Origin of the sequence: Chitinophaga solisilvae (assembly GCF_009928525.1) — a bacterium.
GTDB classification, from domain to species: Bacteria; Bacteroidota; Bacteroidia; order Chitinophagales; family Chitinophagaceae; genus Chitinophaga; species Chitinophaga solisilvae.
Genome location: NZ_JAABOK010000001.1, coordinates 1 through 17687 on the forward strand (window position 1 = coordinate 1; position 17687 = coordinate 17687).

At 50.8% G+C, this 17687-nt stretch carries 14 protein-coding genes; 5 read left to right on the forward strand and 9 right to left on the reverse strand.

Annotated elements, in window-relative coordinates; genetic code table 11:
* Positions 1–356 precede the first annotated feature (356 nt).
* Positions 357–683, forward strand: coding sequence for a NirD/YgiW/YdeI family stress tolerance protein (locus GWG06_RS00005; protein WP_127036823.1), 327 nt, complete (start codon positions 357–359; stop codon positions 681–683).
* A gap of 20 nt (positions 684–703) precedes the next feature.
* Here the strand turns inward: GWG06_RS00005 and GWG06_RS00010 are convergent, their stop codons facing one another.
* The gene (locus GWG06_RS00010) at positions 704–1684 is read right to left on the reverse strand and encodes a sulfite exporter TauE/SafE family protein (RefSeq protein ID WP_160710700.1); all 981 of its coding nucleotides are present in this window, start codon (positions 1682–1684) and stop codon (positions 704–706) included.
* A 239-nt stretch (positions 1685–1923) separates the two neighbouring features.
* Here GWG06_RS00010 and GWG06_RS00015 point away from each other — a divergent pair, with 239 nt between their 5' ends.
* Complete coding sequence (locus GWG06_RS00015; RefSeq protein ID WP_160710701.1) at positions 1924–3213, forward strand: hemolysin family protein; 1290 nt, start codon at positions 1924–1926, stop codon at positions 3211–3213.
* A 9-nt stretch (positions 3214–3222) separates the two neighbouring features.
* Positions 3223–4086 carry a pirin family protein gene (locus GWG06_RS00020; RefSeq protein ID WP_160710702.1) on the forward strand — a complete coding sequence of 288 codons (864 nt, stop codon included), beginning with the start codon at positions 3223–3225 and terminating at the stop codon, positions 4084–4086.
* 160 nt (positions 4087–4246) lie between these two features.
* Here GWG06_RS00020 and GWG06_RS00025 read toward each other — a convergent pair whose 3' ends face one another.
* Positions 4247–4564: a hypothetical protein gene (locus GWG06_RS00025; RefSeq protein WP_160710703.1), complete on the reverse strand. Its 318-nt coding sequence runs from the start codon at positions 4562–4564 to the stop codon at positions 4247–4249.
* A gap of 204 nt (positions 4565–4768) precedes the next feature.
* On the opposite strand from GWG06_RS00025, the gene GWG06_RS00030 reads away from it, so the two are divergent.
* A complete protein-coding gene (locus GWG06_RS00030; RefSeq protein ID WP_160710704.1) occupies positions 4769–4945 on the forward strand; it encodes a hypothetical protein in 177 nt (58 codons plus the stop codon).
* A 3-nt stretch (positions 4946–4948) separates the two neighbouring features.
* Positions 4949–5581 carry a hypothetical protein gene (locus GWG06_RS00035; protein ID WP_160710705.1) on the forward strand — a complete coding sequence of 211 codons (633 nt, stop codon included), beginning with the start codon at positions 4949–4951 and terminating at the stop codon, positions 5579–5581.
* A gap of 123 nt (positions 5582–5704) precedes the next feature.
* Here GWG06_RS00035 and GWG06_RS00040 read toward each other — a convergent pair whose 3' ends face one another.
* The 7 genes from GWG06_RS00040 to GWG06_RS00070 form a co-directional block, all read right to left on the reverse strand.
* A complete protein-coding gene (locus GWG06_RS00040; protein ID WP_160710706.1) occupies positions 5705–7249 on the reverse strand; it encodes a beta-N-acetylhexosaminidase in 1545 nt (514 codons plus the stop codon).
* Positions 7250–7316: 67 nt separating this feature from the next.
* Positions 7317–10244 (reverse strand): DUF4132 domain-containing protein, encoded by a 2928-nt coding sequence (locus GWG06_RS00045; RefSeq protein ID WP_160710707.1) that lies wholly within the window; start codon positions 10242–10244, stop codon positions 7317–7319.
* An 18-nt stretch (positions 10245–10262) separates the two neighbouring features.
* The gene (locus GWG06_RS00050) at positions 10263–11396 is read right to left on the reverse strand and encodes a VWA domain-containing protein (RefSeq protein ID WP_202182913.1); all 1134 of its coding nucleotides are present in this window, start codon (positions 11394–11396) and stop codon (positions 10263–10265) included.
* Positions 11396–13723, reverse strand: a complete 2328-nt coding sequence (locus tag GWG06_RS00055) for a DUF5682 family protein (protein WP_160710708.1) — start codon at positions 13721–13723, stop codon at positions 11396–11398. The genes GWG06_RS00050 and GWG06_RS00055 overlap by 1 nt, the downstream gene beginning before the upstream one ends.
* A 30-nt stretch (positions 13724–13753) precedes the next feature.
* Entirely contained in the window at positions 13754–14833 is a 1080-nt protein-coding gene (locus GWG06_RS00060) for an ATP-binding protein (RefSeq protein WP_127036803.1), read from the reverse strand.
* Between the two features lie 11 nt (positions 14834–14844).
* Positions 14845–16317 (reverse strand): DUF5691 domain-containing protein, encoded by a 1473-nt coding sequence (locus GWG06_RS00065; protein WP_160710709.1) that lies wholly within the window; start codon positions 16315–16317, stop codon positions 14845–14847.
* Positions 16317–17633, reverse strand: a complete 1317-nt coding sequence (locus GWG06_RS00070; protein ID WP_235938060.1) for an SWIM zinc finger family protein — start codon at positions 17631–17633, stop codon at positions 16317–16319. Before GWG06_RS00070 ends, GWG06_RS00065 begins: the two co-directional genes overlap by 1 nt.
* Positions 17634–17687 lie beyond the last annotated feature (54 nt).

A 17687-nucleotide genomic window follows, 5' to 3' on the forward strand; every position in this document is an offset into this window, starting at 1 on the left:
CGGGTTACCAGAGATCTGGGAACAAAAGAAAGTAGTTGACTAAAGATCGGCTGTCCGGTAAAATAAGTACCTTTATTCATGGTATTTTAAAGTGTGGTAACTTAAATCTACCAAAAAAAGGGGGCAACTGCCCCCTTTTTTCTTGTAGTAGGTCTGATTTTTACCGGACACCAATGATTACGAATTGCGAATTACGAATGTAGAGGCGAAGATTAAAACGTAGATTAAAGGTGATGTTTAATACCTATCACCTTTAATCTACGTTTTAATCTTCGCCTCTACATTCGTAATTCGCAATTCGTAATTCGTAATTAAAACAATTTCCCCCTTTCCTGGTTATATAGAAAAAAACTCTCATGAAGTATCTGTTGCTTTGTTTGTTGCTATCCGGTTTGGTTTTCCAAATCAGGGAGTATACGATTGGTGAAGTGCTGAAAAACGCCCGCCGGTTAACGAACGACAGTGTAACCGTAAAAATTACCGGATATATCACGAAGAAAGTCGGTAAGTCCATTTATCTTTTTGAAGACCGGACAGCGGAGATAAAAGTAGAGATCGAGAATAAATTCCTGCCGGCAAGACCTTTTGATGAAAGAATACCGGTGATTATACATGCCATGGTAGACTATGAAATAAATAAGCCGGTTACCCTGACGGCAAACCGGCCTGTGGTTTTTGACTGAATCTGAATTTGCAAAAGATCTTACAGCACTTTGGTGACGAATCCGTAGATACTCTTCATGCTGGCCAGTATCACAATAATAGCTACCGCCATCATAATTGTTTTAGCAGAAATTCTGTTGGATACCTTTGCGGCGATGGGAGACGCGATAGCGCTGCCTATCACCAGGCCCAGTACTGCATCCCAGTGAACGTAGGAGAGTACGGTAACGAAGGTGAGGGAGCTGAGCATGGCAATAAAAAAGCGGGTAGCCTTTACCGTGCCCAGGGAAAACCGCGGATGCCTGCCGCCTGCAATGAGAGATGACAGTACTATAGAGCCCCAGCCGCCACCACCGATGGCATCGATCAGGCCTCCGCCGAAACCCAGTAAGCCTATCTTTCTGATTTTCCCCTTCCGCTGCTGATGGGCGCGGTTAGCCTTGATAGCGCGCATCAGGATAATGGTTCCGAGTATCAGGGTATATAACGATACTACCGGTTTGGTATACTGGGAGTAATGCTCCAGCGAGGAGAGGAGGTAAGCACCCAGTACAGCGCCGGTGATGCCCGGTATCAGCAGTATTTTGAAAAGTTTTTTGTTGACGTTCCCCATTTTAAAATGCATCCATCCGGCGATGGCGTTGCTGAGGATTTCCGAGATGTGCACCGCCGTGCTGGCCGATGCCGGCGGAATGCCCATAGACAGGGAGAAGGTGGTGGAAGTAATGCCGTAGCTCATGCCGATGGCGCCGTCTATCATCGCGAAAATAAATCCCGCTATCAGGAAGTAATAAAAGGTAGAAGGTACCGCTTCCACTTCATGGCGGAAGGTGGGAACCATATACCACAGTGCGGTGATGGTGAGAACGACAAGCAGCAGCCCCCCCAGCCAGTAGAAGCGGCGCTGGCGTTTACCCGCTGCCGTTATGGCTGCCGGAACCGGAATTTCTGCCGTTAGCGGTCTGGTATTGGCCTTATCGGTGACTGTTGGCGGGGGCATTGTAGATATTACTTTCTCCATTTTTAAATGTGCCTGGCTAATTTCTCCACAAAATACATAAACTCTATGAAATAAGTAGACTAAAAGAAGATTTAATTATTTCAGGTAAGGGATCCTGCAGCAGCACAGCAGGTATAAAGGAATGAATACAGGCCGGAATGTCGGCTGGCAGAAAGGATGATAGCATTGTATGAAAAAAATACACAACGCATAAAAATTGATTTACCTATATTTGGCCTTGCGAACCAATTACCACTTACATGCTTTTGCAAGTTTTCTGGACTATTTTTCTTGTATTATTAAACGGTTTTTTTGTTGCGGCAGAATTTGCCATCGTTAAAGTACGTTCATCTCAGATCAATAGTAAAAGTGGCTCCGAAAAGAGAGCCACCACTGCGGCCAAACACATTTTAGGCAATCTTGACGGCTACCTGGCAGCCACACAGCTGGGAATTACCCTGGCCTCGCTGGGGCTGGGCTGGGTCGGTGAATCCGTCGTAACCCACCTGGTACTGAATTTTATGAGCACCCTGGGGTTACAGGTGACAGCAGCCACTGCGCACGCTATCGCTATTCCTGTAGCATTTATGGTGATTACCATCCTCCACATCGTTTTCGGAGAACTGGCGCCCAAGTCAATGGCTATACGTAAACCACTGCCTACCACACTGGCGGTGGCACTGCCGCTGCGCTTCTTCTTTGTCATATTCCGCCCTTTCATCTGGATGCTCAACGGCCTGGCCAACAGCATCCTGCGCCTCCTGGGCCTGACGCCTGCCGGTGAGTCTGAAATCCACTCGGAAGAAGAACTGAAACTGATTATTTCCGAGAGCCAGGAAGGCGGCGCTATCGAAGAAACAGAACGGGAACTCATCCAGAACGTTTTTGAATTCGATGACAGCCGCGTAAAGGAAATACTCACCCACAGAAAAGATATTTCCGCCCTCGATATATCCCTGCCGTTCGACCAGCTGGCCGACCAGGTCATTAAAGACGGGTACTCCCGCTACCCCGTGTACAGTGGTTCCCTGGACGACCTGAAAGGGGTTATCTATACCAAAGACCTTGTGAAGGGGATGCACGAAAAAACACTGCACAACATCCAGGATATTCTCAAGCCGGTGTTCTATGTACCGGACAGCATGAAGATCAAGGACCTGCTCCGTACTTTCCAGGGACAACGCCTGCAGATGGCGGTAGTGACCAACGAATTCGGCGATACGGAAGGTATCGTTACCATGGAAGATATCCTGGAAGAACTGGTAGGCGATATCCAGGATGAACATGACCATGAGTCACCCATCGTGGAACAGAAGGATGAAAACACCTTCCTCGTGGATGCACACGAATACCTGGCAGATATCAACGAGTTATTACCGGCGCCGCTCCCTGAAAGTGAACATTATGAAACCCTCTCCGGTTTAATAAACTATGTTCACGGTAATATCCCCAGGGAAGGGGAAGTACTGGTGATAGATCACTATGAAGTATTGATTCTGAAGATGTTCCGCAGTTCAGTTGAAAAAGCACGTTTGAAGTTAATTCAGTAAATCACCCATATGGAAAAGAAAGTCCTGCATGTGATAGAAGGAAAGGAAAAACATATCACCGAAACAGAAGTGGTGCGGCAGTCACTGCCCACCATGCAGTTCAGATTTGCCAATCCGTTTATTGTCATACACCATATGCCTGCAAAATACTTTGCCCCCGGCTCTCCGGAAGAAAGGCTGCACCCGCATCCGCACCGCGGCTTTGCACCGGTGACCTTTATGCTGCAGGGGCAAGGCTACCATCGCGATAATGCCGGTAATGCCATGACAGTGACTGCCGGCGATGTGCAATGGATGTTTGCCGGAAAAGGAATATTACACAGTGAAGGCCCTTCGGCTGCATTCCTCGCGGAAGGAGGCAACTATGAACTGTTACAGCTCTGGTTCAATGTACCGGCGGCCCATAAAGCAGAGGACCCGTATTATCAGTATATCCGCGCAGATCAGATGCCGGCTGTGGCAGCATCAGCGGGAGTGGAGCTGAAACTGGCAGGAGGAGAATATGAGGGACAGAAAGGTCCGCTGTTTAATTTTACTCCTATCACCCCCATCTGGGGAAGTATCGCTGCAGGCAGACAGGTAAAACTCCAGGCTACGCCAGGTTACTGGACCCTCCTGTATGTGGTGGACGGTAGCCTTACCGTGAATGGTAATACCGTGACAGGCTATCACCTCGTGGTATTTGATAAAGATGATCCGCAACAGGATATCAATATAACCGCCAACGAAAATACCCGCCTGTTATATCTGAGTGCGGCACCTATCAATGAACCGGTAGCAGCTAAAGATAACTTCGTCATGAATACCCAGGAAGAAATTACCCAGGCTTTTGAAGACTATAAAAACGGGCTGTTCGGAACATTGGAAGCCTGATGAAAATAATTAAACCTCCGCTTTAATAGTTTTTGTCAATAAAAAGATTATCAATTAATTATGATTTATTGTTGATAAATAACTTTAAACCATAAATGTTATTTGATACCATTACTGACAACACATTAAAACGGAGGTTTTACACTTTGCATTACTCCTGTTACTTTATAGTGTCTTTCCTGTGAGTCGTATCTTTTTCATGCTTTTTCCACGGCTCCCTGTCCTTGTGTTTTCTGGCAGGCATAATAGTATCCCGCTTCTTTTTATCCGGAGGAAAAGTGTCCTGCAATATTTCCAACGTCGCCTGCTTTACAGGCGCTGCCTGTAACTTTTGTTCCGGATTACCCTGAAACAGGAAAAACACGGTAAGCACCATCAGCATCCCAATTGTTGACGGAAGGTTTTTCATAAAAATATATTTGTTTTCAACCTCTCTAAAACAGATTTCATGCTCAATATCACTTCCCGGCAAGCGCATGATATAACCTGTTGACTTTACTTTTATTAGCAAATGACCGGCTTAAACGGCCCTGCCGGCCAACACCGGGCCAGTGTGGATTTTGCCCGACATTCGGGGGAAGAAGGGTGACAATCACCGGGCTGTAATACACTACATACTGCCTTATTATCGGGGCATTGCTTTTGTGGCCATGTAGTTATTGCTCACCCAAAACTGAAGATGATGAAAAGTACAAGAAACGAAAACACGCATCAAAGTAAACAGCAATCTTTCAGCAACCTGCCCCGCCCTGAAATAAGGGATAACCTGGACAGCCGCAAGAATGAGGAACAGGATTCCAAAGGAAGTGATACCACGCATAATCACAAACAGCATAAATCTGCCAAACATAAAAGATAATATATGATGAAACCTTTGATGCTGCCAGGCCTGCTATTCATCATACTCTTAGCCGCCTGTAATAATGGAAGCGAACAAAAGAAAGGACAGCAGTCCCTTGCAGATGATACCACCCGCGCACCAACACCTGCACCGCATGAAGACCGCCCCGCTTTCAGGAGCGACACGATCTTCGGCGACTATAAAATTACCGTGCTGACCCGCGGTGATGCCACCATGCGCAATCTGCTGATCGGGGTAGCACCTAAAAACGACACCACCCGAACAGACACCATCATCGAAAGGGATATTAAAGGCATACTGAAAGGCTTCGCTGTAGCTGATATTAACAAAGACCACCAGCCTGAACTTTACTGCTTCACCACCTCCTCCGGTACCGGCAGTTTCGGTAAAGTGTATGCCTATGGCATACGAAGGGAAGGCCTTGTACGCATCAATACCGAAGTGCTGGATACGCTGCAGCAGGCAGGCTACAACGGCCGGGATTCCTTCTACATCAAAGGAAACGAATTTATCCGCACCTTCCCCGCTTACCGGGAAGACTCCCCGGAAGCCCTGACGGAGAACGCCATGAAGATAGTGAGGTATAGGCTGGAGAAAGCAGGCGTGGGGTTTAGATTGGTGGAAGCCAGATAACAGGAATTACGAATTACGAATTGCGAATTACGAATGAGAAGCGAAGATATAAGCGTAAACATTATTTGACTTACGCTTATATCTTCGCTTCTCATTCGCAATTCGTAATTCGTAATTCGTAATTCAAAGTTTCTTCAGTATTTCCGAGAACAACCGGAAATCCTTGTTCGCCAAAACCGTCCAGCCGTCCTCTGCGTAGGCTGCGAGTCGCGGAAATACCTGTTTGTTCATCGCTGCTGTATCCGGGATCCATTCGCCCCACATCTGGCAGCCGCTGCCCAGGATACGGGAGTGGTATTTCGGGTCAAGCCCTGCAGGGATTGGATCAAAGCTGTAGGCATTTTCCAGGGAGATGGATTTGTAGTCGTAATCCAGATAGGTGAGGGCATGATAGGAGTTGATCACATCATAACCTTTGGAGACTGCCTCTGTGATGAGCTTCAGGTCGCCTTTCCAGAATTGTACGATAGTGCCGGGAGCCAGTTTTTTGGTGCCGGCGTCTTTATCATCGGTGTATTCATGGAGCTTTGCGCCCATGATTTCGTTCCAGCCGGCCATACGGCGGTGTTTACCGGCGAGGTAGTTGGAGATATCATTGGTGAAGGCGATCTGCAAATCGGCCGGAGACTGCAGCTGGTGTTGCTGCATATAGGCTTTAACGCCGGCATCTGCTTTCCATTGGTCATACTTCACTTCGTCGCCCCCGATATGGATCACTTTGGACGGAAACAGGGCAATCACTTCCTGCAGCACATCCTGAAGGAAGCCAACTACTTTCGGATCCGTGACATTGAATACTTCGTAATGGACGCCGAATGTGCCCGGTACGGCAATCTGCTGATGTGTAGTGCCCAGCCAGGGATAGGCTGCAATGGCGGCGGAAGCATGTCCGGGCATTTCTATTTCAGGAATAATGGTGATATGCCTGGCTGCTGCATAGGCGATAATCTCTTTGATCTGTTCCTGTGTATAGAAGCCCTGATGTGGTTTCCCGTCGTAGGTTTTGCTGTTCCAGCCACCAATCTGGGTGGAGTCGCGGCGCCCGCCTATGCTTGTCAGCAGTGGATATTTTTTGATTTCAATGCGCCAGCCCTGGTCGTCGGTCAGGTGCCAGTGGAAGACGTTCATTTTCAGCGCAGCCATTTTGTCCAGCAGCTGCTTCACCGTTTCGCTGCCTTTGAAATAGCGGCCTTCGTCCAGCATAAAGGCTCTCCAGCCGAAGCGGGGCTTATCTTTAATATCGGTGCAGGCAATGGTACAGGCGTCGCCGTTTTTGCTCATGAGCTGCCGTAAAGACTGGATGCCGTAGAAGATACCGGTGGCCGTTGGGGCAGTGATTGTCACCGCTTCGGGGGTAACTTTCAGCTGATAGCCTTCGTTGCCGAGGTCGCTCAGCTTTTTGTCGGTAACAAGGCGGATACTGTTTTGGGTAGCATTGGTCTGAAGGGAGAGGCGGAGGCCGTAGTGGTCCTGTAGCAGCTGCTGCAGGTATTTTGCCTCTCCGGCCTGCTGGCCGGCAATGATGGCCGTTGTGCCGGAGAGGGTAAATGTGCCGGATACTGGTTGTACCTGTAAGGGCTGCGGAATGATCCGCTGCGCCTGCAACTGCGTGGCGGTTAATGACAGCAGGAGCAGGCTGCCGATGACGGTGGAATAAAGTCTTGACATCTTGTTTTTTTATTTGTTCACGTTCTAAAGCAGAAAATTTACAAATAAAATCCCATGATTAATAATGTCAGGCTATTTGTCCGAGACCGCCGGAGACGGCGATATCCGTAATTGCTTCGGAATAAAATACCGGCGGTACATGCCGCAGCGGCAGCAGGCAGTCGGCTGCTTCCTTGTCTGTGCTGCGGAACCAGCGTTGCCTTGCTTTTGTTTTATCAATAAAATAGAGCTTGCCCAGTTTATACCGGAAGCTCTCTTCTGTAAATACGGTGCTCATCTCTACGATCACTTCCAGCTGATTGTCATCGTCTGTTTTATGATAGGCGTATACGTATTTGCCATCGCTGCCCTCGCTGAGCTTCCATCCTTTCTGCTCCATATGTTTGTTGAGCAGGGCGCTTTCCAGGGAGATGTCCTCAAAGTCATGTACCAGCGTAGTATCTGCCTGTTGGGGAGATAAGGCCGCCACGGGCCTGTCCAGCTGCGGGAATACCTGCACGATGCCCTGTTCTGCAAAGCGTTGTTTCCATTGCAGCAGCTCCAGGTCATCCAGGTACAACGGGTGCAGCAGCCGGATGGTAGCGTTGTCCGGAATGCTGATGACCTCCTGGTGGAGGTTGAGCAGCTGCCGGTTGTCGCGGCACTGGAAGCAGGTGAGCAGGCGGTCGTTTTCATCATACAGCGCCCATAATAACCTGTTCGCATATACGAACATAACAGGGTGGTTCAGGAAGAATTGCTGCCATTGGGCAGGTATCCACTTACGCTGAACTACCAGGTAGTGTTCCAGGCGTTGGGTCTGTAATTTCACCTGTGCGGCTACTTCTTTGGAAAGTGCTTTAAAGGCTTCTTTCGTTTCTGCAGGCGTGGCTACAGGTATAGCTTTCAGCCGGCGGTTCTTGTCATTGATAAATGCCGGCCTGAAGTTATGATCGATATAGGCGCAGTAGGTGTCGCCTTTGACAAGGAAGGGTTTGAAAAGACCCTGGAAGCCAAAGTCAGGCACAATGCGGTCGCCCAGTTCATGAATGGTGATGCCCAGTTCATTTGCGGCATTCTGCAGACCAGCTAACGCTGCCGCACCTACGTTGGATTTGCGCACACGGTATTTGCGGGACATCAGTTCCACCGCCTGCAGGGCTTTGTTGCTGCCATGTATGGCTAAGGCGCCTACGCCGGCTTCGGCCATCTTCAGGCGCTTGTCGCTGATCCAGTGATTGATGGATGCTTCCAGCTGCGTTGCCAGCTGGTCATCGCCTACGAGTGCTGCCAGGGTAAGCAGGTACCTGAGTTTGGCATCACCGTTATTACTGCTGTATAAGGAAAAGAGATGTGCGGCAAACTGTCCGCTGGTCTGGCGGTCTATCAGCTGAAGCAGCGGACGGGCCTCTGCATCGGAGCGGATTTCCTTCACCCGCGACATGCGGTATAATAGAAAGCGCATCATGTCCTGTGTCAGCAGTGTGCCATCCTGAAGGAACAGGGGTGGTAAGGTGGCGTCGTCCAGCCATTTTTCCAGGGGTCTGGATAGTTTACCGCGCTTCTTCGCGAAGGCGATCAGCTGGCCGACAGTAGCGGCATTATCTGTTCCGGTGATAGTATCGCCCAGTGTTTCGAGCATGAGGTCGCGCGCATCGTCGTTGATTTCGCGGTGGAGCGCCTGTTGCAGCAGTTCCCGGGCGGCGGCTGAATTCAGCCTGCAAAGGATTTGTACGGCGGTGAGTCGTTGCTCTGCTTTTTTATGCTGCAGCAGTTCTCCCGCTTTTTCCAGCGCCTGCGGATGTTCGGCCAGTATAACGGCAACGAGCGTACGTACAGACTTCAGCTTATGCAACGTGAAATCCCACAGGCGGTCAAAATACAGGCTCCTGTCCAGCTGCATGAGCTGTGGCAGGATGATGCGGGCATCATAATCTTTTTCTACGGCGCTGAGCAGTAACGATACGGCGCGGTTACCCAGCTGTTCCCGGATGGTTTTAAAGGCCAGGGGATGCAGGTAGCGTTTATCTGTCAGGTGTTCTTCCAGATATGTTATCGCAGAAAATTTATCCTGTACAAGTATTTCTTTAACAGCAACAACTTCCGGCAGCAGCTGTTCATCATTGATTTCAGCGGCGCCGGCGGGTTGCCGGAAAAGTTGTCCGGCCAGGGTTGTATTGTATTGCTCCAGGTAGGCGTAAGCAGCTTCTGTCAGCAGGGTATTATATTTCTCCGGTTGATGTGCAGCCAGAGAATAATAACCCATCAGCCGGGCGGCATAGTCCGGTACCTGTGCGAGGTGTTGTGTGGATTGTGCTATCAGTGTTTCATATTTCGCAATATTATTCTGCAGCAGCACACGGGTAAGTTCGTAATGTATCTGCCCTTTGAATGGTTGCTGCAGCACACTTTCCAGGTATGCTGTTTCCCGCTCCGGATGGGCTTTTGAGAGCAGGCGGTAGAAGAGGGAATTCCAGCCTTTCTGTTTCCAGGTGTTCACCCAGGCATCCACCACATGCCATTCGGCGCTTTTAATCAGGTCCTGCAGAAATTTGCGCAGGGGAGTGAATTTAAGTGGTGTAAGATCATAGTTGTTGCCATCGCCGGAGTAGCTGATCAGGTAAGAGCCTATCTCTTCCGGTGTGCAGCCGCGTTGCTGCAGGTAGCTGGTAAAATAGCTGAACCGGAGTACAATAGAGGAGGAGGTGCCTGGTGCGTCCAGCAATGGTACGATGTGTTGCAGGAAACGTTCCCTGCATTCCTGCCAGGTAAGCGGATCGGCCAGCAGCTGCAGAATAAGGCGATCGTTATCATCCCACTGATCCGGAAGGCGGAGCAGCTGAATAAAAACGCCCATCTGCCTGGCGCTTTCTGCATCCTGTATAACGGGTGCGGTAATAATTTGTCCGGTAAGGAAATCTACCCCGGCCTGAAGCTGCGCATTGATGTCATTGTGTTCATTGAGTTGTTTCCGTTGTTCAATAAAAGGTAGTATAGTTTCCTTAGTGTATGGCATAAGGTTTAAATAGGTTCTTTATTTTTTCAGGACAATATCTTCTTTGGCTGCCCATTGTGCAATGTCCTGTTTGCTCAGTGCTGTTGCCATGAGGTCCGGGAATTTGTCGGGTGTACAGGCAAATACCGGAATTCCCAGCTGTGCGAGGAACTGTGCATTGTCGTGGTCATAGGAAGGCGCTCCTTCATCGTTCAGCGCCAGCAGTACCACCACCTGCACACCGCTGGCGGCCAGTTCAGTAAAGCGTTTGCGCATGCCCGGCTCATCGCCGCCTTCATACAGATCGGTGATGAGAACCAGCACTGTGTCTGCCGGCCTGGTAACTATCTGTCCGCAGTAGGTGAGCGCAGCGTTAATATCGGTGCCGCCACCCAGCTGTACGCCGAACAGTAATTCTACCGGGTCCTGCAGTTCTTCGGTAAGGTCGGCCACAGCGGTATCAAATACAACCATCCGGGTTTGTACGGCCGGGATGGAAGCCATTACAGCGCCAAAGATACCGGAATAAACCACAGATGTTCCCATAGAGCCGCTCTGATCTATACAAAGTATCACATCTTTGAGGGAGGACCTTTTACGGCCGTATCCCATCAATGTCTGCGGAATAATTGTTTTGTAATCCTCCTGGTAGTGCTGCAGGTTTTTTCTGATGGTCAGGTCCCAGTTGATTTCATTATGTCTGGGTCTGCGGTTGCGGATACTTCTGTTCAGACTGCCGCTGATGGCCTGGTGCATGGGCTGCGACAGTTTTTTCATCAGCTCGTCCACCACTTTACGGACTACCTGCCTGGCGGTATCTTTTGTTTTATCGGGAATGACGCGGCTGAGCGTCATGAGCGACGCTACCAGCTGTACATCCGGTTCTACGTTTTCCAGCATTTCCTTCTCGAAAAGCATTTCGGTAAGGTTCAGGCGCTTGAGCGCATCCTTCTGCATGACCTGTACTACAGAGGCCGGGAAATAGGTGCGTATGTCTCCGAGCCAGCGGCTTACATTGGGAGAAGAGGCTCCCAGACCGCCTTTGCGCGTGCTGTCGTACAGCGCTTCCAGTGTTTTATCTACCTGCAGATCTTCTTTATTGAGGGAAAAGGCGGTGCCGTCATTCGTTTCTCCTCCTAATATCAACCGCCATCTGCGTATATTCTCTTCCATTATTTCATTTTTTGATGTGATGAAGTATCAAAAAATCCCAGGATATTCATGACTACCGGAATTCCTTTCTCCGCACGGTTTTCGTCAATATCTGACGATACTGTGCCGGTAACGGACGGCTGACTGCCGCCGCCGGATTTCACTTTTTCACCCAGTTTTTTTCTTTCCGGGGCGGTAAAGTTAGAAAACGTGCGGCGTAATAACGGTAATACCTGTATGAAAATATCATTTTCCAGCTGAGAAACCCAATTTTGTACCATGCTCCACAGGGATTCATCCAGTAGCAGCAGGGAACCGCTGCCTTTCAGAAATCCTTCCAGCCAGGCGGCGGAACGGCCCGGAGGGTTGGCGGTAGACATGGCCACGCTGAAGGCATTGGCGGGTTTATCATGTTCCATTACCTTGAAATCCAGTAACAGGCGCGTAGCATAACCAGCTATTACAGCAGCGGTTTGCGGATTGGCAGCTATCTGTCCGAGTGTATGCTGCCAGTCGCCTGTCAGCGCCCCATCCTGTAACAGGCTGATGGCGTCGTTCATGGCCATGAATTTATCCAGCAGCTCCAGGGCAGCATCTTCTGCGACCGATGTACAGGCTGCAGGTAAACTGATACATACCCGGCTGATCATACTTTCCACGATGCCCATGACCAGGGCGGCATCCGTTTTACGGACGTTGCCATAACGGGTGATGTTCACCAGGGAGGGAATAACTTCCAGTAACTGCAATACGTCGCCGGAGGCTGCCGCCAGGTTATTGATACGTTGTATGAGTATATCCACCACATCAGGTAATTCCGCCGGGATAGCGGATTCCAGCATGTTGCATACTTCTGTGAGGGTACCGGTTTGCTGCGCGCTGTCTGTAATATACTGTGTTACTGCTGTTACTACTGTATTACCCCAGGTACCTTTTTCTATCACGTCTACCGAAAAGGAGGGATTCCATTGTACGCGCCAGTGCTCCTTGAAGGTGCCTTTGCCGGATACATCGTAACGTACGCCCCAGTGGATTCCCAGGAGATCCAGCCGGTGCAGGAAAATACTTCTTTCCAGGTCGGTGTCTTTCCGGAGATCCAGCATGTAATCCTTGAAGTCGGCGGTCTGCGGCATGCGCAGTTTTTTCTGTAGTTTCTCTATATCTGCCTGCAGTGGTGGTCTGGGAATATCAGCCGGTACGCTGCCGATGCGGTTGCTGATAATCAGCTGTTCTTTTATCAGCTGCATCAGCATAGGTTCCCCGTTACATAAAATGCTGAGGGTAGCTTCGTTCAGTTCTTCCAGGCCGGGGCGGGAAAACTGCCGCAGGGAGGCCAGGGCGTTGGCAAGTCTGACTGCCTCCATAACGTGGGCGGCGGAAGTATCCTGCTGCTGTTCCCTGAAAAGCTTTGCTACCAGCGACATCCAGCGGACGCCATCATCATCCGGGTGATGCCAGATATGGTCATACCATCCGGGAGAAGGTACGCCTGCGCCGTAACCGCTGGCATAACTCAAACGGCTGTACGTCCATGGAATCCAGGTGCAGTCTGTTTTTACTTTGGGCAATCCCTTTAACAGGTCGTTATCTTCTTTCTGCTTAGGCATCTGTTGCAGAGAGGGAGCGTGCCACGCGCCACATATCACGGCGATGCGCTGGAACATTTCTTTTTCCGCCTGCCGTATCAGTTTACGCATCCAGGCTTCGCGCAGCTGTTCCATGCGGTTGTCTTTAACGGGCAGTTCTTCGCGCAGCGCCTGCATGGCGTCGCTGACAGCTTCAAACACCTGTTCCGGCTGCCGGCGGTATTCGAACATATGTTCCCACCAGCGTTCCCCGTCATCATAACCGGCCGCGGCCGCCAGGTGGGCAATAGGATCGCTGTATACAGGACCTTCTTCCATAGCGGGCAGGGAAGCTGCAGGTATAGTAGTGGTACTGTCTTTGGCAGCTTCCCGGGTATGCCGGTTGAATGTTTCCGTTGTTATTTCCGGTTCTGCTGCTGCTACACCGGCCTGCTGCTCCTGCTCAATACCGAATACATGGGTAAGGGGCAGGTCCATAAAACGCACGTGGATATTATGTTTGCGGGCATAGCTTATCGCCTGCCATTCCGGGGAATAGTCAGCAAACGGATAGAAGCAGGAGTGCTGCGGGTTATCCGGCTGATAAACGAGTATGGCTACCGGCGGCTGTAATCCTTCCTGACCGGCCCATTGCAGTATGGCGTCTGCCTCGGGCGGACCTTCCACCAGCACAATGTCCGGCTGCAGTTCCTCCAGAAAGGCTTTCACATTTCTGGCAGAGCCGGGACCATGGTGCCTGATCCCTAATATATGTACAGACATGTTAACTGCTTGAATTCAGGTAATGAAATACTATTCCAGGTCGCGGCAGGCGCGGTATACATCTTTCCAGTCCTCCCTGGTTTTCACGACGGTCTCCAGGTATTCCTGCCAGATGATTTTATCCTGTACCGGATCCTTTACCACGGCGCCTATGATACCTGCTGCCAGATCGGCCGCTGTCAGCGTACCATCGCCGAAGTAAGCAGCCAGCGTCAATCCGCTGTTGACAACGGAAATGGCTTCTGCCGTACTCAGGGTAGTTCCTGGAGATTTGATTTTTGTTTTGCCATCCAGCGTAATGCCGTTGCGCAGTTCCCGGAAGATGGTGACAATTCTGCGGATCTCTTCCAGGGCGGGCTTCTCCGCCGGCAGCTCCATCACTTTCTCAAAACTAGCTACCCTTCTTCTGACTATATCTATTTCCTCTTCCATAGATGCAGGTACAGGAAGGATAACGGTATTGAACCTACGCTTTAATGCGCTGGATAATTCATTGACGCCCTTATCGCGGTTGTTGGCAGTAGCGATAACGTTGAAGCCTTTTGCTGCCTGTACTTCCGTATTGAGTTCCGGAACGGGCAGTGTTTTTTCAGACAGGATGGTAATCAGGGTATCCTGTACATCTGCGCCGATGCGTGTCAGTTCTTCAATGCGGGCAATCTTACCTTCCTGCATCGCGCGCATCACGGGTGTTTCTACCAGCGCCTGCCTGGAAGGGCCTTCTGCCAGCAGCCGGGCATAGTTCCAGCTGTAGCGGATACTTTCCTCGCTGGTGCCGGCAGTTCCCTGGATGATCCTGGTGGAATCACCACTGATGGCTGCCGCCAGGTGTTCGCTCACCCAGCTTTTAGCTGTTCCCGGCAGACCATACAGCAGCAGGGCGCGGTCAGTTGCCAGCGTGGCTACCGCAATTTCCATCAGGCGCTTGCTGCCGATATATTTGGGGGTAATCTCAAAACCGTTTTTCAGCTTGCCGCCTGTCAGGTAGGTTACCACTGATTGCGGTGACAGCAGCCAGTTGTGCGGTTTGCGGCCGTCGTCCTGTTTCTTCAGTTCTTCCAGCTCCTGGGCAAATTGCGTTTCAGCGTGTTGACGTAAAATGTCTGACATAATTTATCTGATTAACTTTTTGGGAATGCTTTTGTAATCAATATTCTGGTTTGTAACAATCCGGTAAGGTGCATCATAATGCTCTTCCAGTATGTTTTATAATTTTCATGCTGCGATTCAATGCCTTCCAGCTGATCCACCATGGATACCGGCAGTACCCCGACGGTGTTGCTCATATAGGACTGGTTATAGATGTACGGATTGCCTGCGCAGTACTGCAGTATTTTCAGCGCCAGTTCCGGACTCCAGGTTGCCGGCTGCTGCAGGGCATATTCCAGTATCTCCGTCGGGTATTTGTCAAAGTACTGCAGACTGTATGCCTCCTGCTGCTCCTCCGGCAGTAGTGGTAGCAGGTCCATATAGAAGGTATCACTGTAACGCATAAACGTAGCTGCGCGTTTATGGTCACTGAACCAGGTGATGGCATTCACCAGCGCTACTATAAAGGGTTGTAGCGCCTGCTGCTGATGGAAGCGCTGCACCACTTCCTCAAAGGAACAATTGAAGTGCTTTTCCCATACACGTGGGTGAACAAACCCGATCAGCTGTCCGATAATGTAATCGGTATCCGGAACATTTTTATTGCTGCTCAGTTTTTCAATACCGCTTCTGAACACCTGCTCGTTGATGTTTTCAGGGAGGGTGCAGATGATATCCCCGTTATCATTTATTTGCACAGCATCACGCAGCACTTCCAGATACAGCTCATGCAGGGACGCTTCCGGAATTTTTTTGAGCAGCAGCAGGGCTTCTTCCCGTACCTGTTTGCTTTTTTCCAGCATCAGGGATTCCAGCCATGGCGCATCATCCGGACCGATATGATGTTGTAACGCGCCAAGGAGTTCTGTTTTGGCAGCCGCATTTTCTTTGGTCCATGTCTGCCGCAACCAGGAGAGTGCGGTGGCTGGCTCTTTATCCCGCAGGGTTTTGAGTGCTATCAGCCGCTGGGCAGTAGTACCGTTCTGCCATTGATCTTCCAGGGAGGTGGTGACAACGGAAAAATTCCACTCATTATTGAACTGCGCCAGCCATTCCCCGCGTTTACCGCAACAGGCGGCAGCCCTTACGCGCAGCGCTTTATGGCGGTAAGCCGTTTCCAGCACCAGGGGCAGGTAATCGGGCGGTACCAGCTGCTGTGCCGCAGCGCAGTATTCCAGCCACAATCCCGGCAATATATGGTTGTCGGTGTCCAGCGCCTGCTGTAATGCTTTGATGGCAGCAGAGCTGCAGTAAGGTTTATCCTCCGGATCACAAACGGGCACCGGTGCGGTACCGGTGGAAGAGAGTGCCTGTACGCCGCTCTGGCGGTAGTTATAGGTGACAGCCGCGATGTGGAGCAACTGGTCTTCCCGGTCCAGCGCAGGAGTGGCCAGTATCTGCATGGCAGCATCCAGCAGCGGGCCTTGCGGCAGGCCGTGGGTATCTGCCGGTTTTTTGGCCGTGCCCAGCATGGCGGTATTGATAATATTATTCCAGTACTGCATTATAAAAGTTTGTATTCCTGGTGATGCCAGATGCCCAGCGGTTCGTATTCCTTTTCTTTTCCGGTAACGGCCATATGTAATGGTTCGCCCCCGCTGAAGGCAAGCAGTTGCCAGATGCCCCGGAATCCTTTGCGGACGGGCATCATCTGTTGATGTGCATCCTGCAGCCACCATTGGTTGTTATGCCAGACCGGTGTGAGGGAAGCAATCGTATATACGTGATCGTTATACAGGGGAAGTCTGGCGCTGATGGTTGTTTGCGCCGTCAGTACTTCCTGCCAGCCGGTATATCCATGGAAGGAATGATCCGGTGGCGCCGGCCGCTGTTCCTTGATGAGTGCACGCAGCGGGGCAGCAGAGGGATAGTAAACCAGTTCCGCGCGGATGGTGCTTCCGGGTGCGGGCATGACCTGCGTAGCGGGCTGGTTACGCACAAAATATTGTAATACCAGCGCGGTACGCCGGGTTTCAAGTCCGTATAGCCAGTACCGTTCGGTCACGAGCCGGTCTTCTTCCGTCGTCTGTTTACCCAGTACCTGCCAGGTATCTGTAATACCGGCCTGTGTTTTCAGTTCTTCCTGTGACTGTGTGAATCCGATGATGCTGCGAATATCCTGCTGCAGTGCGGGTTCCAGTTGTTCCATATGATTGAATCCGTAGATGGACAGGTAAATCCGCAATAGCTGGTCCATGAAAGCGTGCTGCCAGCCTTCGCGGTAGTAGTTTATTTCAGCCATTTCCCGCAGCATGGCGGCTATTCCCGGCGCCTGTGCGTCAATCATGCGTTTGGCCATATGTTCAAACGGAGAGGTGCCTTTCTCCGGAATTGTCAGTATACCTCCGCGGATCAGGTCTTTGGTCCAGCGGAGAACCTCTTCCAGTCCATCGCCGACTTTGCGCTGGCGGGCCTGTTGTCTTCTGGCCTGTGCGGCTTCATCGGCAGGTTTGGCGGGGGCTGCGGCCTCCTGTATTTTCTTTTCCTCCTTCTCCGCACGTTTGGCCAGCCATTCACTTACCCAGGCCGGTGGCTCCTGTACTGGGAACGATGCTTTTTCCCTGGCGTATAAGAGCAACAGTCCTATCCCGTGTTTGCAGGGAAACTTGCGGCTGGGACAGCTGCACTTAAAAGCCAGACTGCCGGTATCCACCTGGGTCTGATAGGGTTTGCTGCCGCTGCCCTGGCACTCGCCCCACAGGGCCGTTTCACTGACGCCCATTGTCACCCATTTGGCCGGCCGGGCCAGATCCTTGCCTGATTTGCGCGACGACTCATCAGGCGCCATGATCAGCACTTGTTCTTCTGTTAGGTTCAGCATATTATACTTGACTTGTCAGATGCAGGAATAATTGGTACTTGATCACAAAACTGC